This window comes from Sphaerotilus sulfidivorans (assembly GCF_013426975.1).
Lineage (GTDB): Bacteria > Pseudomonadota > Gammaproteobacteria > Burkholderiales > Burkholderiaceae_C > Sphaerotilus > Sphaerotilus sulfidivorans.
The window spans coordinates 1-24,944 of sequence record NZ_JACCPY010000020.1 but is presented as its reverse complement, the minus strand read 5'-3'; the positions used below and the strand labels follow the sequence as shown (position 1 = coordinate 24,944).

The following is a 24,944-nucleotide window of genomic DNA, read 5'->3' as shown; positions in this document are numbered from 1 at the left end:
CCGACCATGAGCACCACCATGAACCTGCAGAGCTTCATCGCCGGGCGCTGGATCGGCGCCGAGCCGGCCGCGGCGCTGCGCAGCGCGATCGACGGCCGCGTCGTCGCGCACACCCACGCCGATGCGATCGACTTCGGCGAGGCGGTCGACTTCGCCCGGGCGGCCGGCCTGCGCGGGCTGCTGGCGCTGGACTTCCAGCAGCGCGCGCAGCGGCTGAAGGCGCTGGCGAAATACCTGCTCGAGCACAAGGAGACGCTCTACGCCGCCTCCGTGCCCACCGGGGCCACCCGCAGCGATGCCTGGATCGACATCGAGGGCGGCATCGGCACGCTGTTCGCGTACGCCAGCCTGGGCGCGGGCGAGCTGCCCTCGGGCAACGTGCTGCATGAGGGCCCGGTCATGCCGCTGGGCAAGGGCGGCGGCTTTGCCGGCACGCACATCCTGGTGCCGCGCCGGGGCCTGGCGGTGCACATCAACGCCTTCAACTTCCCGGTCTGGGGCCTGCTGGAGAAGTTCGCGCCCAGCTTCCTGGCCGGGCTGCCGTGCATCGGCAAGCCGGCGACCGCCACCAGCTACCTGACCGAGGCGCTGGTGCGGCTGATCGACGCCAGCGGCCTGCTGCCGGCGGGCAGCCTGCAGCTGGTGATCGGCGCCACCGGCGACCTGCTCGACCGGCTCGACGGCCGCGACGTGGTCACCTTCACCGGCTCGGCCGACACCGCGGCGAAGCTGCGGGTCCATCCGAACCTGGTGCGCCAGTCGGTGCCCTTCAACGCCGAGGCCGATTCGCTCAACGGCGCGGTGCTGGCCGACGACGTGACGCCGGACGACGAGGAGTTCGATCTCTTCGTGCGCGAGGTCGCGCGCGAGATGACGGTCAAGGCCGGGCAGAAATGCACCGCGATCCGCCGCGCGCTGGTGCCGCGGCGCCATCTCGACGCGGTGGCCGAGCGGCTCAAGGCGCGCCTGGGCCGCATCGTCGTGGGCGACCCGGCGCTGGAGGGCGTGAAGATGGGTCCGCTGGCCTCGCACGCGCAGCAGGCCGACGTGGCCGAGCGGGTGGCGCTGCTGCGCGAGCATGCCGAGCTGGTCTGCGGTGGCGGCACCGATGTGATCCCGCTCGGCGCCGGCACCGATCACGGCGCCTTCTTCGCGCCGACGCTGCTGCTCAGCCGCGACCCGTGGCGCGATGCGGCGGTGCACGACGTCGAGGCCTTCGGCCCGGTCAGCACGCTGATGCCCTTCGACTCGATGGACGAGGCGGTCGAGCTGGCCGCGCGCGGGCGCGGCTCGCTGGTGGCCTCGCTGGTGACCCGCTCGCCCCGGATCGCCGCGCAGGTGGTGCCGGCGATGGCGGCGCTGCACGGGCGGGTGCATGTGCTGGACCGCGTTTCCGCCAAGGAGTCGACCGGCCACGGCTCGCCGCTGCCGTCGCTCAAGCATGGCGGGCCGGGGCGCGCCGGCGGCGGCGAGGAGCTGGGCGGCATCCGTGCGGTCAGGCACCTGCTGCAGCGCACTGCGGTGCAGGGCTCGCCGACGATGCTGGCGGCCGTCACCGGCGAGCATGTGCGCGGCGCCGACCTCATCGAGACCGAGGTGCACCCGTTCCGGCGCCACTTCGAGGATCTGCAGGTCGGCGAATCGCTGCTGACGCACCGGCGCACCGTGACCGAGGCCGACATCGTCGCCTTCGGCGGCATCTCGGGCGACTTCTTCTACATGCACTTCGACGAGGTCGCGGCCCGGCAGACGCAGTTCGGCCAGCGCATCGCGCATGGCTACTTCGTGCTGTCGGCGGCTGCGGGCCTGTTCGTGTCGCCGGCGCCGGGGCCGGTGCTGGCCAACTACGGGCTGGACACGCTGCGCTTCGTCAAGCCGGTGGCCATCGGCGACACCATCCGCGCGCGGCTGACCTGCAAGCGCAAGATCGACCGCAACCGGGTCGATCCCAGCGGCGTCGGCCAGGGCGTGGTGGCCTGGGATGTCGAGGTCCGCAACCAGCACGGCGAGCTGGTGGCCAGCTACGACATCCTGACGCTGGTGGCCAAGCGGGGGTGAGGGCGCGGCGGGCGGGGCGGCAGTCGTTCCCCGCATCCTCCATCCCGAGGATGTGCCAGCCCTGTCCGCGGGCGATACTGCGCGCCTGAGGCACTCCGTGCCATCTCCGGGGGGAGAAACAGGCCATGAACATCGATGCGCTGATCCGTCATCCGTCGCTGCAGGCGCTGATGCCGCGGCTGGAGCGCCTGCGCGACAGGCGCTTCAGCGATCTGGTCGACGGGCAAGGCCACCAGTATGTGGATCTGGTGATGGAGGGCGGCGGCATGCTCGGCATCGCGCTGGTGGGCTACACCTGGGCGCTGGAGCAGGCGGGGCTGCGCTTCCTGGGGCTGGGCGGCACCTCGGCCGGCTCGATCAACGCGCTGCTGCTGGCGGCGCTGGGGCCGCCGGCCCAGGCCAAGGGGCCGCAGCTGCTGCAGGATCTGGCGGCGCTGGACTTTCGCGGCTTCGTCGACGGCGGGCGCCGCAGCCGCCGGCTGATCGATGCGGCGCTGGAGCCCGACCCCAGCCCCTGGCGGCTGGCCTGGCGGGCCTGGCGGGTGCGCCGCCTGCTGAAGGCGCGGCTCGGGCTCAACCCGGGCGCGGTCTTCCAGGACTGGATCCACGGCGTGCTGGCGCGCGAGGGCGTGAGCACGCTCGAGGCGTTGCAGGCGCGCCTGGCCGAGTCGCCGCCGGGGCTGTGGAACCGGCGCCAGAACCGGCTGCTCGAGCCGCACGAGGCGCGCGGGCGGCTGGCGATCGTCGCCGCCGATGTGGCCTCCGAGAGCAAGGTGGTCTTTCCCGACCATGCGGCGCTGTACTTCGCCGACCCGGCGCGGGCCGATCCGGCGCTGTTCGCGCGGGCGTCGATGTCGATTCCCTTCTTCTTCGAGCCGCTGCGCCTGAGCGTGCCGCAGGACGACGGTGCGGTGCGGCGCTGGCGCGACGCGGTCGGCTATGACGCCGCTCAGGAGGGAGGGCTGCCGGCGCAGGGCATCTTCGTCGACGGCGGGGTGATCTCGAACTTCCCGATCCATCTCTTCCACAACTACAGCCGCATTCCGACCCGGCCGACCTTCGGCGTGAAGCTGCAGCAGGATGAGCGCCGGCGCCGCATCGACGGGCCGCTGAGCCTGTTCGGCGCGGTCTTCGACTCGGCCCGCCATGCGCTGGACTACGACTTCCTGTCGAACAACCACGACTACCGCCAGCTGGTGCAGCACATCGCCTGCCGCGACGTGAACTGGCTGGACTTCAGCATGGACGACCGCACCCGCGCCGAGCTGTTCCGCGAAGGCGCCGCCCGGGCGGTGGACTTTCTCGAGGGTTTCGACTGGGAGGACTACCGGGAACTGCGCTCGCGGCTGGTCTTCCCGACCGCCTCGGCCTCGACGACCGGGCGGATGCGGATGGCGTAGAGGCTGCGGCCCGCCCCTGCCGTCACGCCCGCGCAGGCGGGCACCCACGCGGGATGGCGGGCGGGGCGCAGCGGGCGTGCTGCGGTGGGCTTCGATCACGCGCCGAGCGGCTGCCCCAGCGCCCGCAGCACGTCGCGCACATACTGCGCGCGGTCCTTCGCGTCCGGGTAGGCCCGCTCGATGCGCAGCTTGTCGTTGCCGGCGAGCTTGACGCTGCGGTTCTTCTGCACCAGCTCGATGATGCGCATCGGGTCGATCGGCGGGTTGGGGCGGAAGTGGATGTTCATCACTGCCGGGCCGGCGTCGATCTTCTGGATGCCATAGGGCCGCGCCTGCACCCGCAGCCGGTGCAGGTCGAACAGCGCCTGGCCCTGCGCCGGCAGCTTGCCGAAGCGGTCGACGCATTCCTCGAGCATCGCGTCGATCTTGTCCAGCCGGTCGGCGGTGGCCAGGCGCTTGTAGAGGTTCAGCCGCACCTGCACGTCCGGGCAGTAGCTGTCGGGCAGCAGCGCCGGCGCGTGCAGGTTGACCTCGGTGGTGCCACCGAAGAAGCCGGTGGGTGAGAGCAGGTCGGGCTCCTTGCCGGCCTTCAGCGCACGCACCGCCTCGGCCAGCATCTCGTTGTAGAGCTGGAAGCCGACCTCCATCATGTTGCCGCTCTGGCTGTCGCCCAGCACCTCGCCGGCGCCGCGGATCTCCAGGTCGTGCATGGCCAGGTAGAAGCCCGAGCCCAGCTCCTCCATGCTCTGGATCGCGTCCAGCCGCTGCTGCGCCTGCTTGGTCAGGCCCTCGATGTCGGGCACCAGCAGGTAGGCGTAGGCCTGGTGGTGGCTGCGGCCGACCCGGCCACGCAGCTGGTGCAGCTGCGCCAGGCCGAACTTGTCGGCGCGGCTCATCACGATGGTGTTGGCGGTGGGCACGTCGATGCCGGTCTCGATGATGGTCGAGCACAGCAGCAGGTTGTGGCGCTGGGCGACGAAGTCGCGCATGACCTTCTCCAGCTCGCGCTCGGGCATCTGGCCGTGCGCGACGCCGATGCGCGCCTCGGGAATCAGCTCCTGCAGCGCCTGGCGCCGGTTCTCGATCGTCTCGACCTCGTTGTGCAGGAAATAGACCTGGCCGCCGCGCTTCAATTCGCGCAGCACCGCCTCGCGGATGGTGCCCTTGTTCTCGTTGCGCACGAAGGTCTTGATCGCCAGCCGGCGCTGCGGCGCGGTGGCGATCACCGACAGGTCGCGCAGGCCCTCCAGCGCCATGCCCAGCGTGCGCGGAATCGGGGTGGCGGTCAGCGTCAGCACGTCGACCTCGGCGCGCAGCGCCTTCATCTGCTCCTTGTGGCGCACCCCGAAGCGGTGCTCCTCGTCGATGATCAGCAGGCCCAGGTTCTTGAACTTCGTCTCCGGGCTGAGCAGCTTGTGGGTGCCCACGACGATGTCGATGGTGCCGGCGGCCAGCCCCTCCATCGCCGCCTTGACCTCCTTGGGCGAGCGGAAGCGGCTCATCTCGGCCACCTTGACCGGCCAGGGCGCGAAGCGGTCGGCGATCGTCTGGTAGTGCTGCTCGGCCAGCAGCGTGGTCGGCGCCAGCAGTGCGACCTGCTTGCCGCCGGTGACGGCCACGAAGGCCGCGCGCAGCGCCACCTCGGTCTTGCCGAAGCCGACGTCGCCGCACACCAGCCGGTCCATCGGCCGCGGGCTGATCATGTCCTGGATGACCGCGTGGATGGCCGCAGCCTGGTCGGGCGTCTCCTCGAAGCCGAAGCTGGTGGCGAAGGCCTCGTAGTCCTGCGGCGAGTAGCGGAAGGCGAAGCCCTCGCGCGCGGCGCGGCGGGCGTAGAGGTTGAGCAGCTCGGCGGCGGCGTCGCGCACCTGCTCGGCGGCCTTGCGCCGGGCCTTCTCCCACTGGCCGGAGCCGAGCCTGTGCAGCGGCGCCTCGTCGGCGCTCACGCCGGTGTAGCGGCTGATCAGCTGCAGCTGCGAGACCGGCACATAGAGCGTGGCCTTGTCGGCGTATTCCAGGAAGAGGAACTCGGTCGGGCCCTCGCCCAGATCGATGCTGACCAGCCCCTGGTAGCGGCCGATGCCGTGGCTGGAATGCACCACCGGATCGCCGATCTTCAGCTCGGAGAGGTCCTTGATCAGCGCGTCGACATCGCTGGTGGCCTCCTGGCGGCGCCGGCGCCGGGTGGTGGGCGCGCTGTCGAAGAGTTCGGTCTCGGTGACGATCTGCACCGCGCCGCCGGGGCCGGCGTCGGTCCAGATGAAGCCGGACGACAGCGGCGCGGTGGTGATTGCGTAGCGGTGGTCGCTGGCCAGGAAGGCGGCGAGCGAGTCCACCGCCGGCGGCTCCAGCCGGTGGTCGCGCAGCAGCTCCAGCAGGCTCTCGCGCCGGCCGGCCGACTCGGCCACCAGCAGCAGGCGCGCGCCGCCGGTCTCGTTCCTCAGCCGCGCCAGGTGCGCCTCCAGCCGGTGCAGCGGGTCCTGGCCCTTGCGGTCGATGCTCAGGTCCGGCAGGGGCCGCGCCCACTCGACCGGCTCGGCGCCGCGCACCGAGAGCTGCGCGTGGCGGTTGCAGTGCTGGAAGAAGTCCTCCTGACGCAGGAAGACCTCCTCGGGCGGCAGGATCGGCCGCTCGGGGTCGAGCTGCATCAGCCGGTGGCGCTCGCGCGTCTCGGCATGGAAGCGCTCGATCGCCTCGCCCACCTCGCCGTGCAGGGCCAGCACCGCGCCGTCGCCCAGGTAGTCGAAGATCGTCCCCGGCTCGTCGAAAAACAGCGTCAGGAAGTACTCGATGCCGCCGCCGGCGATGCCTTGCGCGATGTCCTTGTACAGCCGCGCCTTGCTCGGGTCGCCGTCCATGCGCTCGCGCCAGCGGGCGCGGAAGTCCTGGCGGGCGCGCTCGTCCATCGGGAACTCGCGCCCGGGCAGCAGCCGCACCTCCGGCACCGGGTAGAGGCTGCGCTGGCTGTCGGGGTCGAAGACACGGATCGAGTCGACCTCGTCGTCGAACAGGTCGACCCGGTAGGGCACGGCCGAGCCCATCGGGTAGAGGTCGATCAGGCCGCCGCGCACCGCGTACTCGCCCGGCGACACCACCTGGCTGACATGCTGGTAGCCCGCCAGCGTGAGCTGCGCCTTCAGGCCCGCCTCGTCGAGCTTCTGGCCCTTCTTGAAATGGAAGGTGTAGCCGGCGAGGAAGGCCGGCGGCGCCAGCCGGGTGAGGGCGGTGGTGGCCGGCAGCAGCACCACGTCGACCTCGCCGGAGTGGATGCGCCACAGCGTGGCCAGACGCTCGGAGATCAGGTCCTGGTGCGGGCTGAAGCTGTCCCAGGGCAGCGTCTCCCAGTCGGGAAAGACGGCCACCCGCAGGCCGGGTGCGAAGAAGGCCAGCTCGTCGGGCAGGCGCTGCACGTCGGCGGGCTCGGCGGTGATGACGGCCAGCACCTTCTTCTGCCCGGCCTGCCGCTCGGCGAAGCGCGCCAGCAGCAGCGCGTCGGCCGAGCCGGTCGGGCGGGGAACGGTAAAGCGTTTTCCGGGGGCGATCTGGGGCAGCTGCATGGGCGGCGATTCTAGGCGCGCCGCCCCGGGCCTGCCGGCCGGCCGCTCAGCCGGCCTTCACCCGCGCCAGCGGATTGGGCGTCGCTTCGGCGACGCGCTCGAGGTGGTTGCGGTCGACATGGTGGAAGGGCTCGTCGCGGCCGCGGATCTGCAGCACCGTGTCCTCCTCGTAGGACCAGCTGCCGTCGTCATGGAAGTCGACGCGGATGCGGAACGCGGTGGTCTTGAACGCATGGTCCAGGAAGGGCGAGGAGCAGATGCCCCAGGTGTCGAGGCCCTGGGTGGCGTGCAGCTCGAAGTGGTCGGCCTCGGCGCTGGCCTGGCCGGCGGCCATCGCCACCTGGCCGCGCGGAATGGTCAGCGTGTGGATGACGCAGCCGGTGGCCGGTTCCCACAGCCAGTAGCCGACCTGCTCGTGATAGGTCTTGACCTGCTCGGGCTTGGTGATGTGGGTGTGATAGCGCAGGCCGTAGAGCAGCTGCGGGCCGTTGGTGACCGGATCGACCGGCTGCAGCTCCAGCCGCTCGACATAGGCCTGCTTGCGCGGGCCGTCGGCCTTGGGCTTGACGTCCAGGCCGCGCCGGCCGGTCCAGACGCCGGCCATGCGCCGCAGCGGGCCCAGGCAGGCGAGGGTGTCGAGGCTGTAGCCGGACGGTTCGGTGTAGATGTCCTGAGGAAAGTCGCTCATGGGGAGTCGCTCGTGGCTGTGGCTGTGGCTGCAATGGCAGGCTGCGATCACTCTATATCGCCGCAGCGGCGACAATCGCGGGATGCTGATCGGAATGTCCCCCTGTTGTCATGCGCTGGTGCCCTGTGCCGGTGTCGGCCAGCGTGCCGGTGCCGGCGCGCCCAAGCAGTACCGCGCGATCGCCGGCGAGGCGATGGTGGTGCACACGCTGCGCGCGCTGCTGAAGGTCGAGCGGCTGGCCTCGGTGCTGGTGGTGCTGTCGCCGGACGACACCGCCTTCGAGGCCGCGGTGGGCGAGCTGGCGCACGATCCCCGGCTGCGGGTGGCTCGCTGCGGCGGCGCCAGCCGTGCCGAGAGCGTCGCCGGCGGCCTGCAGGCGCTGCTCGAGCATGGCGTGATGCCGCATGACTGGGTGCTGGTGCATGACGCCGCGCGCTGCCTGGTCGAGCCGGCCTGGGTCGACCGGCTGATCGACGCCTGCAGGGACGACGAGGTCGGCGGCCTGCTGGCGCTGCCGGTGGCCGACACCCTGAAGCAGCAGGCCGCGCAGGCGCCGCACGCGCGGGTGGCCGCCACCGTCGACCGTGCCGGCAAGTGGGCGGCGCAGACGCCGCAGATGTTCCGCCTGGGCCTGCTGCAGCCGGCGCTGCGCCAGGCCGGCGAGCACATCACCGACGAGTCCAGCGCGGTCGAGGCCCTCGGCCACGACCCGCGTCTGGTGCGCGGCGATCTGCTCAATCTGAAAGTCACCTGGCCCGAGGACTTTGCCCTCGCCGAACGGCTGCTCGGCGCGGTCTAATTTCCGCCTGTGCCCATCGTGGCATGATGCGCAACCGTATCTGGTTTTTACTGATTCACTTAGACAAAACACATGAAAACTGTCTGGATCGTTGATGGAGCCTATCTTTTCAACTACGGCCGCAACCGGCCCTTCGACTACCTGAAGCTCAAGGCCGAGATCACCCGCGCCAACGGTGGCCCGCTGCACGAGTGCTATTACCTGAACTCGACGCCGGATGCGGCCACCGAGAGCCAGAACGCCTTCCACAGCTGGCTGAAGTCGGCGCCGCCGCGCGGCCCGAAGATGCGCGTGCAGCTCTACACCATCAAGGACCTCAACACCACCTGCCCGAACTGCTCGCACCAGTTCCACCGCTCGGTGCAGAAGGGCGTCGATGTCGGCATCGCCACGCTGATCGTCAAGCTGGCGGCCCAGGGCGTCTATGACCGCCTGATCCTGTCGGCCGGCGACGGCGACTTCCAGGAGGCGATCACCTACATCAAGTCCGAGCTGCACAAGGAGTTCTGGCTGCACGGCGCGATGTCCAACCTCTCCACCGATCTGCAGTGCTATGCCGACCAGGTGCTGTGGATGGACGACATGCACCCGGCGATCGACAAAGACAAGCCGGCGATGGCGGGCGCCCACCACCACGCGCACGCATGAGTGCGACCGGCCCCATGAGCACGACGACGACTGCTGTGATGACGATGCCGGCGCTGCGCGTCGGCGAGGGCTGGGATGTGCATGCGCTGGTCGCCGGCCGGCCGCTGATCCTGGGCGGCGTGACCATCCCGCATGACCGCGGTCTGCTGGGCCACTCGGACGCCGACGCGCTGCTGCACGCGATCACCGATGCGCTGTTCGGCGCGGCTGCGCTGGGCGACATCGGCCGGCATTTCCCCGACACCGCGCTCGAGTTCAAGGGCGCCGACAGCGTCCGGCTGCTGGCCGAGGCGGCGCGCCGGGTGCGCGCCGAGGGCTGGCAGATCCTCAACATCGACAGCACCATCGTCGCGCAGGCGCCGAAGATGGCGCCGCACATCGGCGCGATGCGCGAGTCGATCGCCCGCTGCGTCGGCATCGATGTGGCCTGCGTCAATGTCAAGGCCAAGACCGCCGAGAAGCTCGGGCCGGTCGGCCGCGGCGAGTCGATCGAGGCCCGCGCGGTCTGTCTGCTGGCCCGGGTCTGAACTCCGGCGGCGTTCAGCCGCCGATGTAGCTCATCTCGATGCGGCGCCGGCCGCCGCTCTCTGGCGTGTCGGTCTCGGCCGGCCGGCTGGCGCGCAGCTGCGAGTAGCGGTCGTCGCGGCGCTGCCAGATCAGGCCGATCGCCGCGGCGATCTCCGCATCGCTCCACGGTCGGCCTGAGGGGTGTGCGCCGCGCAGCAGGGAGCGCAGATCATGGCCGCGTTCGGCGAACAGGCACAGATAGAGCTGGCCTTCGGTCGACAGCCGCGCGCGGTTGCAGTCGCCGCAGAAGGCCTGGGTGACGCTGGAGATGAAGCCCACCTCGCCGCGTCCGTCGGCATAGGCCCAGCGCTCGGCCGTCTCGCCGGGCTGGGCGGCGTCCAGCGGCACCAGAGGAAAGGCCGCATGCAGCCGCGCGCGCACCTCGGCCGAAGGCAGCACCTGGTCCATGCGCCAGCCATTGGTGGCGCCCACATCCATGTATTCGATGAAGCGCAGCACCACCTGGCCGCCATGGCGCTCGCGGAAATGGCGCGCCATCGGAACGATCTCGTTCTCGTTGGTGCCGCGCTTGACCACCATGTTGACCTTGACCGGTCCCAGGCCGGCCGCCACCGCCGCGTCGATGCCCGCCAGCACGTCGGCCACCGGAAAGTCCACATCGTTCATCGCCCGGAAGATGCGGTCGTCCATCGCGTCCAGGCTGACGGTGACCCGGCGCAGACCCGCCTGGCGCAGCGCAGCGGCCTTGCGCGCCAGCAGCGAGCCGTTGGTGGTCAGCGTCAGGTCGAGCGGATCGCCGTCCGGGGTGCGCAGATCCGCCAGCATCGCCACCAGATGCTCGAGATGGCGGCGCAGCAGCGGCTCGCCGCCGGTCAGCCGGATCTTGCGCACGCCGCAGGCCACGAAGATGCGCGCGATGCGCAGCATTTCCTCGAAGCTCAGCAGGGCGGTCTGCGGCAGGAAGCGATAGTCCTTGTCGAAGACTTCCTTCGGCATGCAGTAGCTGCAGCGGAAATTGCAGCGGTCGGTGACCGAGATTCTCAGGTCGTGCAGCGTGCGTCCGAGGGAATCCGACAGCAGGCCGGGCGAGAGTTCGGTGCCTGCAGGCAGCGCGGGTATTTCCGGGATTCCCGCGCCTGTCGCCGGGCTGCGCAGGTCATGGATCGCGATGATGTTGCGTTCGGACATGAGGCGCGATTGTGCCCGAAGGGCAGGCCGTACATCTGCGCGGCGTCAGGGCTTCAGCGCTTCAGCGCAGCACCACCGGCGCGTCGGGATTGACCTGCGGCGCGCGGCGTGCGCCGTCGAAACGGGTGGTCCAGTAGGACTGGTTCATGTCGTCGACCCGGATGGAACTGCCGGTGCGCGGCGCATGGATGAACTTGCCGTCGCCGACATAGATGCCCACATGCGAGAAGGCGCGGCGCATGGTGTTGAAGAACACCAGATCGCCGGGTTTCAGATCTTCCTTGCGCACCGTCAGCAGGCCTGCGGCCTCGGCCTGTTCGGAGGCACGGCGCGGCAGCAGCAGGCCGACGCTGTTCTCGAACACATGACGGGTGAAGCCGCTGCAGTCGAAACCGGTTTCCTCGCTGGTGCCGCCGAAGCGGTAGCGCACGCCCAGGAAGTTCATCGCCGACATGATCAGGTCGGAGGCGGTTTCGGAGGCTTTCTGGGTCTGTTGACCCAGAAAGCGCAGGATCGGATCCGCCGCATCTTCCGGGGCAGCCCGGACCCCCGTGCTGCTCATCGACAGGGCCAGCAGCACCGAACCGATCAGCATCTTCGAGCGAGTCTTTGTGCGCAAGCCTGTCATGGGTGAGGAAGTGTGAGAAAAGTCACCGGCGAGGATAGGGATGGTGTGTGCAGATGTCAATGCCGAACGGCTGCGCAAGGTTTAAGACTCGCCAAAGTCTGATCTGATGGGGTACGGGTTGGTTTTTCGTTCAGTGCCACTTCCGGCATCTGCAAAAGTCCGAAAATGTATCAGAAACATTTGCGGACACGGGCGTCGCGCGAGCACCAACAAAAAGGCTGCCCGCAGGCAGCCTTGCAGCACCGGTCGCACTGGCCGAGCCCGGCCATGTGCAGCGACCGCTGCGTTCGTGACTCGGACGAATCACTGGGCGATGGTGAATTCCTCGAGCGTGCGGCCATTCTCGATCGCGTGCGACAGCCACTTCGGCTTCAGGCCGCGGCCCGACCAGGTCTCGCCGGTCTCCGGGTCGCGGTATTTCGGCGCGACCTTGCGGGCCGGCGTGGTATCTCCGGACGAAGCGGCGCGGGCCGGCCGGCCGGGTTTTCCGCTGCTCAGGTCGGCGACCGTCAGACCGTGTTCGGCCATCATGGCCTTGATCTGCTGGATCACGCCGGCGCGCTCGGCGCGCAGGGTTTCCTGGATCTGGCGTTCGAGTTCTGCCTGCTCGCGGGCGAGTTCCTGCTGGCGGGCAAGGAGTTCCTGATAGGTGCTCATGTTGTTTTCCCAACGGAAGGGTGGATGGATGTGCGGGCGGATTCTAGAAACAATCCGCCCGTGCTGTCCATCCCTGTCGGGAAAATCAGGAAGTTATCCTGAAGCGTGCCACTTCGCGTGGTGTCACTTGTAGCCGGCGCGGTCCAGCATCTGCTGCACCTTCGGGGTGTTCTGGCCCACGGCCGACAGCGGAATCAGTTCCTGCTTGAAAGGGCCCAGCGTGTCCAGCGCTGGATTCGAGATCTTGACCGTGCTGACTGCCGGATATTCGTTGTTGCCGTCGGCGAAGTAGCGCTGGGCCTCATCGGTGGCCAGATATTCGAGGAACTTGACCGCGGCGACACGATTCCTGGCATGGCGGGCCATCGCGCCGCCGGCCACGTTCACATGCGTGCCCCAGCTCTGCTGGTTGGGGAAGACCACGCCGACCTGCTCCATCGCGGCACGCTCGTCGGGCTTGTTCGAGCGCATCATCCGGGCGATGTAATAGGTGTTGCTCAGCGCCACACCGCATTCACCCGAGGCGGTGGCCTTGATCTGGTCGGTGTCGCCGCCCTTGGGGTCGCGCGCCTGATTGGCCACCAGGCCCTTCAGCCAGGCTTCGGTCGCGGCCGGGCCGGCATGCTCCAGATACGAGCCGAACAGCGACAGGTTGTAGGGATGCGAGCCGCTGCGCGAGCAGAACTGGCCCTTGAGCTTCGGATCGGCCAGCTTGGCGTAGCTGTCCACATCCTCGCGCTTGACCTTCAGCTTGTTGTAGACGACCACCCGGGCGCGGGTCGAATAGCCGAACCATTCCGAACCCTGGCCGGCGTCCTTGCCGCGCAGCTGCGCCGGAATGCGCTGCTCCAGATAGCTCGACTTGACCGGCGCGAACAGGTCATTGGTTTGCGCGAACCACAGCCGCGCCGCATCGACCAGCAGGATCACGTCGGCCGGGCTGGCGGCGCCTTCGCTTTTCAGTCGCTGCAGAATGCCGGCATCGTCGGCGCTGACGATGTTGATCTTGATGCCGGTGGCCTTGGTGAAATTCGAGAACAGCGCCTCGTCGGTCTGGTAATGCCGCGCCGAATACAGGTTCAGCACCTGTTCCTGGGCCAGGGCCGGGGTGGCCGCCAGGGCGCCGAGGCAGGAAATCAGTCCGGCGAGCGTCTTCAGGGTGTTCTTTGCAGTCATGGCAGTCCGGCCAGCGCCGGCAGGTTGGTGAGCCAGGACATGATATCAGTTAACGTGAATCATTCGCAATTGTGTTCTTTTGTCCACGGATGACGGTCTGGTTTGCCGCGGCATGGCGTGGCGCGCACGCACGCAAAAAAGCCGGCACGCGGCCGGCTCGGTTCGGGGCGAGGTCGGTGCCCGGGAAATCAGGCCGACGGCGGCACGTAGCCGGTCGGCTGGTCGGCGCCGGCGCCGAAGAAGTAGTTCTCCATCTGGCGGGCCAGATACTGGCGTGCGCGCGCATCGGCCAGGTTCAGGCGGTTCTCGTTGACCAGCATGGTCTGGTGCTTGAGCCACTGCTGCCAGGCTTCCTTGCAGACGTTCAGGTAGATGCGCTTGCCCAGCTCGCCGGGATAGGGCGCGAAGTCGAGGCCGTCGCCTTCCTTCTTCAGCAGGACGCATTGGACGGTACGTGCCATGGGGATTCTTCCTTTCTTGTCGTGGAGAGGGATCAGTTCAGCTTCTTGACCAGCACCTGCGAGCGCCGGTCCCAGTTGTACTTGCGCTTGCGGGCCTCGGGCAGCCAGTCGGGGTCGACCTGCTGGAAGCCGCGCTTGACGAACCAGTGCATGGTGCGGGTGGTCAGCACGAAGATGCTGTCGAGCTTCATCGCGCGGGCGCGCTGCTCGATGCGCTTGAGGATGCGTTCGCCGTCGCCCTGGCCCTGGACCTGCGGCGAGATCGTCACCGCGGCCATCTCGCCGGTGCGCGCCTCGGGGTAGGGGTAGAGCGCGGCGCAGCCGAAGATGATGCCGTCGTGCTCGATGATGGTGTAGGCGCCGATGTCGCGCTCGATCTCGGTGCGGCTGCGCTTGACCAGCGTGCCGTCGCGCTCGAAGGGCTCGATCAGCTGCAGGATGCCGCCGACATCGTCGGAGGTGGCCTCGCGCAGGCTCTCGAGCTTCTCGTCGACCACCATCGTGCCCACGCCGTCGTGGGTGAAGATCTCCATCAGGATGGAGCCGTCGGCGGCAAACGGCAGGATGTGCGAGCGCTCCACGCCGCCCTCGCAGGCCTTGACGCAGTGCTGCAGGTAGAAGGCCGGATCGGTCGGGCGGGTGGGGGCGGGCAGGCGCTCGAGCAGCCGGCGCGCCTCGGCCAGCGACAGCTCGGTGTCGATGGCGCTTTCCGGGTCGTCGAGGTCTTCGCGGATGCCGGCGATCTCGGTCAGGAACAGCAGCTTGTCGGCCTGCAGCGCAACCGCGGTGGCGGTGGCCACATCCTCCATCGTCAGGTTGAAGGCCTCGCCGGTCGGCGAGAAGCCGAAGGGCGACAGCAGCACCAGCGCGCCGATGTCGATGGCGCGGCGGATCAGGCCCGAGTCGACCTTGCGCACCAGGCCGCTGTGCATGAAGTCGACGCCGTCGACGATGCCCACCGGGCGCGCGGTCAGGAAGTTGCCCGAGACCACCCGCACGGTCGAGTTGGCCATCGGGGTGTTGGGCAGGCCCTGCGAGAAGGCAGCCTCGATCTCGAAGCGCAGCTGGCCGGCGGCTTCCTGGGCGCAGTCGAGCGCGACCGGATCGGTGATGCGCTTGCCGTGGCTGTAGCGCGAGGTCTGGCCCTTGGCGCGCAGCTGCTCGTCGACCTGCGGCCGGAAGCCGTGCACCAGCACCAGGCGGATGCCCATCGCATGCAGCAGCGACAGGTCCTGCGCGAAGGCGTTGAGCTTGCCGGCGGCGATCAGCTCGCCCGCCATGCCGACGACGAAGGTCTTGCCGTGGTACGCATGGATGTGCGGCGCGACCGAACGGAACCAGGGGACGAAGGTGTGCGGGAAGACGAGACTCATGGTGAGCGGCATTGTGCCCGAGCAGGCCGATCGGGGTCGGAGCCGGTTGACGCGCTGCACCTCGCGTCACACGATCGCTGCGTTCCTCCGACTCTCTCGCCAAAGGAGCAGCTTGATGGATCCCGTCAACACCCACGGCGCGTTCAGCTGGAACGAGCTGATGACGTCCGACCCGGCGCGTGCCGCCGACTTCTACCACCAGCTCTTCGGCTGGACCTTCCAGACCCGCGCCATGCCGGACCTGCCCGAGGGCTACCGCGTTGCCCATCTCGAGGGCGAGCCGGTCGCCGGCATCATGCCGATGCCGCCCGACGCCCCGCCGGCGATGCCGCCGCACTGGGGCAGCTATGTGACGGTCGACAACGTCGACGAGACCGCCGGCGAATGCGCCGCGCTCGGCGGCCGGGTGCTGCTGCCCCCGACCGACATTCCCGAGATCGGCCGCTTCGCGATGCTGCAGGACCCGCAGGGGGCGGTGTTCGGGGTGATCGGGTATCTGCCGGCGGTGCCGTGATCGGGGCGGGCCGGCGCCCGGGGCGTTCTGGATGACGAGCGGCCGCAGGTCTGCCAGATGTATCGGCCACCTGATCTGTGAAAAACCGCCGATGTTGTTCACCAATTCGGTGCGACGATCCTTGCAGAAACACAAACGGCACAAGCCGCGGATGCAAGGGAGTCATCGTCAATGCAGGACATCGGGGCCGCAGACCTCAAGACCATTCTTCACTCGAAACGCGCCAATCTCTACTATCTCGAGCATTGCCGCGTGCTCGTCAACGGCGGGCGGGTCGAGTACGTCACCGAGCAGGGCGCGCGCTCGCTGTACTGGAACATCCCGATCGCCAACACGACGACCCTCCTTCTGGGCACCGGCACATCGCTGACCCAGGCCGCGATGCGCGAGCTGGCCAAGGCGGGCGTCATGGTGGGGTTCTGCGGCGGAGGTGGCACGCCACTGTTCGCCGCCACGGACGGGGGGCTCGACATCGCATGGATGTCACCGCAGAGCGAATACCGGCCCACGGAATATCTCCAGGGCTGGGTTCGCTTCTGGTTCGACGACCGCCTGCGGCTGCAGGCCGCACGGGAGTTCCAGCAGGTCCGCTTGCGCCGTGTTCGCCAAGCCTGGCGCGACAGTCGCACGCTGAATCGAGAACGCTGGAGTCCTGATCTGGCGACGCTGGATGCGCTGCTGGATGCCTCCTCTCAGGCGATCGACAGCGCGGCCGACCACACGGCGCTGCTGACCGAGGAGGCGCGCCTGTCCAAGCAGCTCTACCGGCTGGCTGCGCAGGCCACACGCTATGGCGAGTTCACCCGCAGCCAGCGGGGCGACAGCACCGACACGGCCAACCGGTTTCTTGACCATGGCAACTATCTCGCCTATGGCCTGGGGGCCACGGCCACCTGGGTGCTGGGCCTGCCGCATGGTCTGGCGGTGCTGCATGGCAAGACCCGGCGGGGCGGGCTGGTGTTCGATGTCGCCGATCTGGTCAAGGATGCGGTGATCCTGCCTCAGGCCTTCATCTCCGCCATGCGAGGGGACACCGAGCAGGAGTTCCGCCAGGCCTGCATCGAGACCCTGACCCGCAGCGAGTCGCTCGATTTCATGATCGACACGCTCAAGGCGGTCGCCTTGCGTCTTGGGGCGCAGGCGCGCGTGCCCGATCCTTCCTCGACGGTGTCCTGATGAACATCCTGCTGATCTCGCAGTGCGACAAGCGCGCGCTGGTGGAAACCCGTCGCATCCTCGACCAGTTCGCCGAGCGGCGCGGCGACCGGACCTGGCAGACACCGATCACGCAGGACGGTCTGGACACGCTGCGACGCCTGCTGCGCAAGACGGCACGCAGAAACACGGCGGTGGCCTGTCACTGGATCCGCGGCCTGGACCACAGCGAGCTGCTGTGGATCGTCGGCGATGCCAGTCGCTTCAACGCGCAGGGCGCCGTGCCGACGGAGACGACCTCCCGCAACGTGCTGCGTGCGAACGACGAGAACGACTGGCACACCGGGGAGGACATCCACCTGCTGACCGCGCTGGCCGCGCTGCTGCACGACCTGGGCAAGGCGAGCGAGGCCTTCCAGGACCGGCTGGCCGGCCGGCTGATCGAGCGCAACCAGTACCGGCATGAATGGGTGTCGCTGCGGCTGTTCGAGGCCTTTGTGGGCACCGATGACGATGCCACCTGGCTGAAGCGGCTGATCGCGCCGACTCCGGCGGACGACGCCACCTGGATCGACCGCCTCAGGCGTGACGGTGTGGACAGCGGTGCGTTGCCGACACCGTTCGCGGCGCTCCGGCACGCGCCGCTGGCGCAGGCGGTCGGGTGGCTGGTGGTGACGCACCATCGGTTGCCGGTGCTGCCGGCCCATGATGAACACGGACGGCAGCGCTTTGCAGGCTGCCCGAGTGGTCGTTTCGGATCTGACAGCCTGTGCGACGCCTTGCTGCATATGCAGGCTGACTGGAATGAGGTCGTGGCCAGTGCGCCTGCTGAACAGGTGCTGCCGTACTGGACGTTCGACCCGAATGCCTTGCCGGTGAAGCTGCCGCACTGGCAGACCCAAGCGCGCCGGCTGGCCACAAGACTGCTTGCTCTGGTCCAGCGGCCAGACCGGCGTGCCGGGTTTGCGTGGCTGGATGAGCCGTGGGTCATGCATCTGAGCCGGATGGCGCTGATGCTGGCTGACCATCACTATTCCAGCCTGGGCGTGCAGGGGGCCGACGAGCGCAAGGCTGACGGCCGTCTGAGCGTGCCGGTCGGCTGCACGCTGTTGGCCAATACCCGCAAGGATTCGCATGGTCGCACCGTAGGCAAACAGACCCTGGATGAGCACCTGCTGGGAGTGGCGGCCGACAGCCGTGCCATCACGCATGCGCTGCCCAGCCTGGGCCGCAGCCTGCCTGGGCTGGGACGGCACCGGCTGCTGCGCCAGCGCAGTGCCGATGAACGCTTCCGCTGGCAGGACAAGGCGGCTGATCTGGCCGCCGAGCAACGTGTTCAGGCGGCACAGCATGGGGCGTTTATTGTCAACATGGCCAGCACAGGTTGCGGCAAGACACTGGCAAATGCCCGCATCATGGATGCGCTGGCCGAGCCAGGCCAGGGTCTGCGTTGCGCCTTCGCAATGGGGCTGCGGACGCTGACGCTGCAGACAGGGCGTGCGTTTCAGCAGCAGTTGAAGCTCAAGGACGAGCAACTGGCCATCCGAGTCGGTGGCAGTGCAAGTCGGGCGCTCTTCGATCATTTTGAGCGGCGAGCAGAGGCGACCGGGTCCTCCTCTCAGCAAGCATTGCTGCTGGAGCCGGAAGAAGAGGGCTCGGTCGAGTTCGGTGGTGATGCCGCGACCGACACCCATCACCCGTTGCTGGCGCGCGCGCTGCACGATCCGAAGGTGAAGAGTCTGCTCGTGGCCCCGATCCTGGTCTGCACCATCGATCACTTGGTTCCTGCCACTGAAAGCCTGCGTGGTGGCCGGCAGATCGCCCCGATGCTGCGTCTGCTCACCGGAGATCTGGTGATTGACGAGCCGGATGATTTCGATTTGGCCGATCTGCCGGCGCTGACCCGGCTGGTGCACTGGGCAGGGCTGCTGGGCAGTCGGGTGTTGCTGTCGTCTGCCACGCTGACACCAGCGCTGGTGCAGGGGCTGTTCATGGCGTACCGGGCTGGTAGGACCGCATTTCAACGCCATCGTGGCGCTGAGCCGGGGAGCAAAGGCGTGCCGCCCGAAGTGGTGTGCCTGTGGGTGGACGAATTTGAGCGGCAGGCGGCCACCTGTTCGACGCCGGAGCATTTCCGGCAGGCCCACGAGAAGTTCGTCGTGCAGCGCAGTGCCAAACTGGCTGACCAAGCGGCCACGCAGGCCCGGCGCCGTTGTGTTCTGATCGATGTGCGCGACCTGCAACAATCCAACCGCGACGAGGATCGATACGCCGCACTGGCGTTGCTGCTGCGCCGGCATGCCGTTGAATTGCACACGCTGCATGCGGTGCCCGATCCCCGGCATCCACAGCGGCGGGTCAGTTTCGGCTTGATCCGCATGGCCAACATCGAGCCGCTGGTGCAGGTGGCGCGCAAGCTGTTCGATGCGGGTGTGCCTGAAGGCCACCTGATCCACCTCTGCGTCTATCACTCGCAGTTTCCGCTGCTGGTGCGCTCGAACATCGAACGGCGACTCGACGCGGCCTTGGACCGCCGGCGGCCCGATGCCGTGTTCGATCTGCCCGATATCCGCGCCCGGCTGGATGCCCACCCCCAGGTGCTGCAGCAGATGTTCATCGTGCTCGGCTCGCCTGTGACCGAGGTCGGGCGGGATCACGACTATGACTGGGCCATCGTCGAGCCCTCGTCGATGCGTTCGCTGATTCAGTTGGTCGGTAGAGTGCGGCGCCATCGCGAAGGGGCGTGCAGCACTCCCAACGTGCGTGTCTGGAATACCAATCTGCGCAGCTTCGGTCGTCGGCCAAGTGAGCCGGTGTATTGCAAGCCCGGTTTCGAGGACAAGACGGCCCTGCTGGACCAGCACCTACTGCCGCAGTTGCTACGCCGCGAGGAGTTCGGTGTGGTTGATGCGCGGCCGCGCATCCGGCAGCCTGAGCCGCTGGAGCCGACACGGCGCTGGGTCGATCTGGAGCACCATCGCCTGCAGCGGGCGTTGCTTCCGTCTCAGGCCGGAGCTGCTGTCGATCGGGGATTGCCGCCCGGTGAGGCCGCCTGGTGGTGGTGGGATCGACCAGTTCGTGACGCGCTGCAGACCGCACTGCTGCCGCAGCACCAGCCATTCCGCGATGACCGCCGGCAGCAGATTGATCTGTGCCTGCGGCCGAGTGACGAGGATCCCGAACGCGTCGAACTGACCGAGGTCATCGACCAGAAGACCGGCCGTCTGCGCTATGTGCCCATTCAGGCCCGCCATGTCCCGTGGCCTGATGCCGCCGTGCAGGGCGTCGGCATCGTGCCTTGGGCTGAGACGCACTATGCCGAAGCGCTGCAGACCCTGGCCGACACCCTGGACATGTCGCTGCAGCGCTGCGCCGAACGGTTCGGCACGCTGAGTCTGCCGGACAGCCCGCAGGGCTGGCATTCGCACCCTGTATTGGGGTTCGTGCGGCGCATCTGAATCATGAGCAAAGGAGGGCCGACAGTGCCGAATCTTTCAGGGAGGCCGGCAGACATCCGGCAGCACATTCATCACGCGGTGCAGCAACGGCTGGCCGCGCTGCTGGATCAGGTCAAGGGCAGCGATGCGGCGGCGGAAACCCGCCGGGCGGCCCTGCGTGAGACGTGGCGATGGCCGCAGTTGTTGCACGAGGGGTTGAAGTACCTCGGGCAGGTGCAACTGGCCACGCATCTGGTCAAGGCGGTGCATCCGGACCCGCCGGTGCGCTCGGCCACCAACCTGCTGGTGCGGCCGCAGGACATGCCGGTGCTGCAGGAGGTGGGCTCGCATGTGCTGGGCGAGGACTTCGACCTCGATGCCACCGGCAATGGGGCGGTCAACAAGAAGGTCGCCGATCTGGCGGCTGTGCTGATGGAGACGCGCTTCGAGGGCCAGTCGCTGCTGGCTCGCCTTCAGGCGAATGACGCGGATATCGTGGCCGCGCTGGGGCTGGAGGCTGAGCCAGCTGCGCTGCTGGCTGACATCGCCGGCCAGCGCTGCCCGACACCCGCCTCGCATCGCAAGCTCAAGCAGCTCTACTGGTTGACCGGCGCTGACCCACGGCAGGATGGTGACTATCACCTGCTGGCACCACTCTATGCGACTTCGCTGGCGCACCGCGTGTTCAAGCGGCTGCGTGCCGAGCGTTTTGGCGATGCCGCTCGGCAGGCCCAGGAGGCCCGCAAGGCTGGGCAGTTCCACGAAAGGCCGCTCCGTTCCTGGCCGGGCATGGCCGAGCAGAACCTGGGCGGCACCAAGCCTCAGAACATCAGCCAGCTCAACAGCGAGCGGCGCGGCAGCAACTTTCTGCTGGCTTCGCGGCCACCGCAATGGCGCAGCGCCGATGTGGTTCCACTGCTGCAGACCGAGACGCTGTTCCACCGCTTTGGCTGGCGGCCGGAGGTGCGCAGTGGGGTCAGGGCGCTGCGCCGTTTTCTGGCCACTCAGCCTTCGCAAAGCAAGGACACCCGCGATGCCCGAGACGATCTGGCCGAAGCGCTGACCGATCAGTTCCTGCTGTTCGCGGCCGAGGTGCGCGAGCTGCCTCCGGGCTGGAGCGATGTGCCCGAATGCCGGCTGCCTGACTGCGAGCGTGCCTTTCTGGACCGCCGACCGACGCAGATCCCCGGTGATTGGCCGGAAGAACTGGCCGGTCGCTATGCCAACTGGCTCAACGCCCAGCTCGGTACCACCGACGCCTTGAAGATGGGGGATGCCGAGCATGCCCACTGGCGGCGCGACCTGCTGGAAGCGCTAGCCGACCACAAGCAGGAGCTGATCCATGCCGAATGAGTCGCCCGACTTCAACCATCTGCTGGTGTTGCCCCGGCTGCGCATCCAGAACGCCAACGCCATCTCCAGCCCGCTGACGTGGGGCTTCCCGTCGATCACGGCGTTCACCGGGCTGATGCATGCACTCCAGCGCCGTCTGGGCGATCAGACGCCGTTCGAGTTCAGGTCGGTGGGCGTCATCTGCCACGACCTGCAGGCCCAGGTGGCGGACCAGAAGCACGAGATCAGTTTCAACCAGACGCGCAACCCGGTGGACAAGGATGGCAGCACATCGGCCATCGTCGAGGAAGGCCGGGTCCATCTGGACCTCACGCTGGTGTTTGGGTTGCGTGTGGCCGGGATGGCCCATGCCGATCCTGTCGCCCTGCAGCAGCAGGCCCGCCACATGGCCGAGGTCTTGGCCGGCATGCGCGTGGCCGGCGGCAGCGTGATGCCTGCCTTGTCGCTGTCGCCGCGTCAGACCGAGCCGGCCCTCTTGCCCTGGCCCTTGCATTACCAGCTTGACGAACAGGCTCGGGCTTGGCGGCGCCTGAGCCGCCGCTGGCTGCCGGGCTTTGCTTTGGTGGCGCGCGACGAGCTGCTGGCCAGCCGGCTGGCCGATCTGCGTGCTGAAGCGCCCGAGGCCACGCTGCTGGACGCCTGGCTCGACACGGCCGCGCTGACTCAGCGGGCGCGGCGTATCAAGACGCCTGATGACACCGAACAGATCGAATGGCAGATCGAACGCCCGCCCGGCTGGATCGTTCCGATTCCGGTGGGCTATGCCGCGCTGTCGGCGTTGCATGAGGCCGGCGCCGTGGCGCGCGCGCGAGACGGCGGCACATCGCTGCGCTTTGTCGAGAGCGTGTACAGCCTGGGGCAGTGGATCAGCCCGCACAGGCTGCGGGACGCTACCGAGTTGATGTGGTGGCCTGATCACGACCCGGCCACCGGCCTCTACCGCTGCCGCAACGCTTACCGGCCTCCCGCGCCGCCTCCGGAATCGGCGCCTACCGATCTCGTCGACACGCTGGACGACCCCGATTCCCCGTTCCACTACGTCTGAATTCAAGGAGAGATTTCCATCATGGCAACCAAGAAAGACGCGACCGGCCTGGTCACCGCCTCCGTCCTGGCGTTCGAGCGCAAGCTCGATCCGTCGGACGCGCTGTTCTTCGCCGGCGCCTGGGAGGCGCGGGGCGACAGCGCGGGCTGGCCGGCGGTGGAGGTGCGCGCGAAATCGGTGCGCGGCACCATCTCCAACCGGCTCAAGACCAAGGATGCCGATCCGGCCAAGCTGGATGCGGCGATCCAGAACCCCAACCTGCAGACCGTCGACGTGGCTGCGCTGCCGGCCGAGGCCGACACGCTGAAGGTGACCTTCACGCTGCGGGTGCTGGGCGGGGCCGGTACGCCCTCGGCCTGCAACAGCGCCGACTACCAGGCCAGGCTGCTGGCGACCGTGAAGGGCTATGTCGAGGCGCAGGGCTTCGGCGTGCTGGCGCGGCGCTATGCGGCCAATCTGGCCAACGGCCGCTTCCTGTGGCGCAACCGCGTCGGGGCCGAGCAGGTGGAGGTGCAGGTGGCGCATCTGGTCGGCGGGCAGCCGGCCACGTGGACCTTCGATGCGCTGTCGCTGTCGCTGCGCAGCTTCGATGCGGTGCCGGCCGATCAGGCCGCAGCGCTCGAAGCCGTCGGGGCGCTGATCGCCGAAGGGCTGGCGGGCAGCCGGCATGTGCTGCTGCAGGTGACCGCCTTCGTGCGCATCGGGGCCGGGCAGGAGGTGTTTCCGTCGCAGGAACTCATCCTCGACAAGGAGAAGGCCGGCAAGAGCAAGACGCTGTACACGGTGGGCGGCATCGCCGGCATGCACTCGCAGAAGATCGGCAATGCGCTGCGCACGATCGACACCTGGTACCCGGACTTCGCGCCGGACCAGATCGGGCCGATCGCCGTCGAGCCGTATGGTTCGGTGACGACGCTGGGCAGTGCCTGCCGCCCGCCCGTCAAGAAGGTCGACTTCTACACGCTGCTGGACAGCTGGCTGCTGAAGGACCAGGCGCCGAGCGTGGACAACCAGCACTTCGTGATGGCCACGCTGGTGCGCGGCGGCGTCTTCGGCGACGCCAGCAAGGACTGACTGAGCGGGGATGACGATGGATCACCACCTCGATCTCCGGCTGCTGCCGGACCCCGAGTTCGGTCCGCTGGCGCTGATGGAGGCGCTCTACGCCAAGCTGCACCGGGCGCTGGCCGCAGGCGGCTGCACCGACATCGGCGTGAGCTTTCCGGAGGTGAAAGCGCTGGAGCTGGGGCTGTGCCTGCGGCTGCACGGCTCGCGCGAGGCGCTGGCGGCGCTGATGGGCACGGCGTGGCTGCGCGGCATGCGCGATCACCTGACGGTCGGCGAAATCGGTGCGGTGCCGACGCAGACGCGGCATTGCTGCGTGTCGCGGCGGCAGTCCCACAGCAGCCCTGAGCGGATGCGCCGCCGCCTGATGCGTCGCCAGCAGATCGACGAGGCCACGGCCCGCGAGCGCATTCCCGACCAGGCCGCCACCTTCCTGAGGCTGCCGAGCCTGCAGGTGCGCAGCAGCAGCACCGGCCAGCATTTCCGGCTGTTCATCCAGCACGGCCCGCTGCAGGACGCCCCGGTGCCCGGCGCCTTCAACGCCTACGGCCTCAGCACCAGCGCCACCGTGCCCTGGTTCTGACGACGACCCTTTTTTGGGGCGGCAGCCTCCGCTCCTTAAAAATCAAGCACTTAGCGCAGGCCCCCGAAAGAGGGTCTCGCGCCAGACTCTGGCAGAATGTTCAAGCGCGACAAGCACTTGGGCGTCTGCCAGCTCTAGTGAACTGCCGGGTAGGCAGCTCAGAAAAGTACAAGAAGGAGCTCGAGGTCTTCCAGGATGTGAACTGCCGGGTAGGCAGCTCAGAAAAGCAGCGCCTGCCAGCGAGGCATCGTCTCGGCGTGAACTGCCGGGTAGGCAGCTCAGAAAATTCGGCGGCCCCGGGGGCGCGCAGCACATGCGTGAACTGCCGGGTAGGCAGCTCAGAAACAGACGATCAGGATTGACGTGCGGCACGGTTGCGTGAACTGCCGGGTAGGCAGCTCAGAAATGACGCCGGACGGCAAGAAAGCCCAAGTCAAGGTGAACTGCCGGGTAGGCAGCTCAGAAAGGCGCCAGTAGCAGCGGGGCTTGTCCCAGGTCGTGAACGGCTCTGTTGCACAAAGCGAGCGTCCGAGCGCTCGTAGACTGACGCGGTGAGCGAAGCCAAGAAGAAGCGGACGAAGTACCGCACGACGAACTGGAAGGCCTACAACGCGGCGCTGAAGGCGCGGGG

At 68.3% G+C, this 24,944-nt stretch carries 20 protein-coding genes and 1 CRISPR repeat array; of the genes, 12 read left to right on the top strand and 8 right to left on the bottom strand.

The window, feature by feature from the left end:
- Positions 1-6 precede the first annotated feature (6 nt).
- Complete coding sequence (paaZ, locus tag HZU84_RS12700; protein ID WP_149503676.1) at positions 7-2,058, top strand: phenylacetic acid degradation bifunctional protein PaaZ; 2,052 nt, start codon at positions 7-9, stop codon at positions 2,056-2,058.
- A gap of 125 nt (positions 2,059-2,183) precedes the next feature.
- Positions 2,184-3,458, top strand: a complete 1,275-nt coding sequence (locus HZU84_RS12695; protein ID WP_149503675.1) for a patatin-like phospholipase family protein — start codon at positions 2,184-2,186, stop codon at positions 3,456-3,458.
- A gap of 95 nt (positions 3,459-3,553) precedes the next feature.
- On the opposite strand, the gene mfd is transcribed toward HZU84_RS12695, so the two are convergent.
- Together mfd and HZU84_RS12685 are read right to left on the bottom strand one after the other, a co-directional pair.
- Entirely contained in the window at positions 3,554-7,015 is a 3,462-nt protein-coding gene (mfd, locus tag HZU84_RS12690) for a transcription-repair coupling factor (RefSeq protein WP_149503674.1), read from the bottom strand.
- Positions 7,016-7,061: 46 nt separating this feature from the next.
- Positions 7,062-7,703, bottom strand: a complete 642-nt coding sequence (locus HZU84_RS12685) for an FABP family protein (protein ID WP_149503673.1) — start codon at positions 7,701-7,703, stop codon at positions 7,062-7,064.
- A 94-nt stretch (positions 7,704-7,797) separates the two neighbouring features.
- On the opposite strand from HZU84_RS12685, the gene ispD reads away from it, so the two are divergent.
- From ispD to ispF, 3 genes are all read left to right on the top strand, one after another.
- A complete protein-coding gene (gene ispD, locus HZU84_RS12680; protein ID WP_244954270.1) occupies positions 7,798-8,502 on the top strand; it encodes a 2-C-methyl-D-erythritol 4-phosphate cytidylyltransferase in 705 nt (234 codons plus the stop codon).
- Between the two features lie 72 nt (positions 8,503-8,574).
- Entirely contained in the window at positions 8,575-9,150 is a 576-nt protein-coding gene (locus HZU84_RS12675) for an NYN domain-containing protein (RefSeq protein WP_149503672.1), read from the top strand.
- Positions 9,151-9,164: 14 nt separating this feature from the next.
- Positions 9,165-9,677, top strand: a complete 513-nt coding sequence (gene ispF, locus HZU84_RS12670; protein ID WP_244954269.1) for a 2-C-methyl-D-erythritol 2,4-cyclodiphosphate synthase — start codon at positions 9,165-9,167, stop codon at positions 9,675-9,677.
- 13 nt (positions 9,678-9,690) lie between these two features.
- Here the strand turns inward: ispF and moaA are convergent, their stop codons facing one another.
- From moaA to argA, 6 genes are all read right to left on the bottom strand, one after another.
- Complete coding sequence (gene moaA, locus HZU84_RS12665; RefSeq protein WP_149503671.1) at positions 9,691-10,866, bottom strand: GTP 3',8-cyclase MoaA; 1,176 nt, start codon at positions 10,864-10,866, stop codon at positions 9,691-9,693.
- A 61-nt stretch (positions 10,867-10,927) separates the two neighbouring features.
- On the bottom strand, positions 10,928-11,461 hold the full coding sequence (locus HZU84_RS12660; RefSeq protein ID WP_180692943.1) for a C40 family peptidase: 534 nt from the start codon (positions 11,459-11,461) through the stop codon (positions 10,928-10,930).
- Between the two features lie 336 nt (positions 11,462-11,797).
- Entirely contained in the window at positions 11,798-12,151 is a 354-nt protein-coding gene (locus HZU84_RS12655; RefSeq protein WP_149503670.1) for an H-NS histone family protein, read from the bottom strand.
- Between the two features lie 123 nt (positions 12,152-12,274).
- Complete coding sequence (locus tag HZU84_RS12650; protein ID WP_149503669.1) at positions 12,275-13,327, bottom strand: extracellular solute-binding protein; 1,053 nt, start codon at positions 13,325-13,327, stop codon at positions 12,275-12,277.
- A gap of 188 nt (positions 13,328-13,515) precedes the next feature.
- Complete coding sequence (locus tag HZU84_RS12645; RefSeq protein WP_037477070.1) at positions 13,516-13,788, bottom strand: oxidative damage protection protein; 273 nt, start codon at positions 13,786-13,788, stop codon at positions 13,516-13,518.
- Between the two features lie 32 nt (positions 13,789-13,820).
- The gene (gene argA, locus HZU84_RS12640) at positions 13,821-15,161 is read right to left on the bottom strand and encodes an amino-acid N-acetyltransferase (RefSeq protein ID WP_149503668.1); all 1,341 of its coding nucleotides are present in this window, start codon (positions 15,159-15,161) and stop codon (positions 13,821-13,823) included.
- Between the two features lie 115 nt (positions 15,162-15,276).
- On the opposite strand from argA, the gene HZU84_RS12635 reads away from it, so the two are divergent.
- From HZU84_RS12635 to cas6f, 7 genes are all read left to right on the top strand, one after another.
- Positions 15,277-15,675 carry a VOC family protein gene (locus tag HZU84_RS12635; protein ID WP_149503667.1) on the top strand — a complete coding sequence of 133 codons (399 nt, stop codon included), beginning with the start codon at positions 15,277-15,279 and terminating at the stop codon, positions 15,673-15,675.
- Positions 15,676-15,846: 171 nt separating this feature from the next.
- The gene (gene cas1f / locus HZU84_RS12630) at positions 15,847-16,851 is read left to right on the top strand and encodes a type I-F CRISPR-associated endonuclease Cas1f (protein ID WP_149503666.1); all 1,005 of its coding nucleotides are present in this window, start codon (positions 15,847-15,849) and stop codon (positions 16,849-16,851) included.
- Positions 16,851-20,288 (top strand): type I-F CRISPR-associated helicase Cas3f, encoded by a 3,438-nt coding sequence (gene cas3f, locus HZU84_RS12625; protein ID WP_149503665.1) that lies wholly within the window; start codon positions 16,851-16,853, stop codon positions 20,286-20,288. The genes cas1f and cas3f overlap by 1 nt, the downstream gene beginning before the upstream one ends.
- Positions 20,289-20,312: 24 nt before the next feature.
- Positions 20,313-21,620: a type I-F CRISPR-associated protein Csy1 gene (gene csy1, locus HZU84_RS12620; RefSeq protein ID WP_180692939.1), complete on the top strand. Its 1,308-nt coding sequence runs from the start codon at positions 20,313-20,315 to the stop codon at positions 21,618-21,620.
- Entirely contained in the window at positions 21,610-22,665 is a 1,056-nt protein-coding gene (gene csy2 / locus HZU84_RS12615; protein WP_149503663.1) for a type I-F CRISPR-associated protein Csy2, read from the top strand. Before csy1 ends, csy2 begins: the two co-directional genes overlap by 11 nt.
- Positions 22,666-22,686: 21 nt before the next feature.
- Positions 22,687-23,739 carry a type I-F CRISPR-associated protein Csy3 gene (gene csy3, locus HZU84_RS12610; RefSeq protein WP_149503662.1) on the top strand — a complete coding sequence of 351 codons (1,053 nt, stop codon included), beginning with the start codon at positions 22,687-22,689 and terminating at the stop codon, positions 23,737-23,739.
- 10 nt (positions 23,740-23,749) lie between these two features.
- Entirely contained in the window at positions 23,750-24,313 is a 564-nt protein-coding gene (gene cas6f, locus HZU84_RS12605) for a type I-F CRISPR-associated endoribonuclease Cas6/Csy4 (protein WP_219340934.1), read from the top strand.
- Between the two features lie 137 nt (positions 24,314-24,450).
- A CRISPR array of direct repeats spans positions 24,451-24,779; the repeat unit is 28 nt; unit sequence GTGAACTGCCGGGTAGGCAGCTCAGAAA.
- Positions 24,780-24,944: the final 165 nt, after the last annotated feature.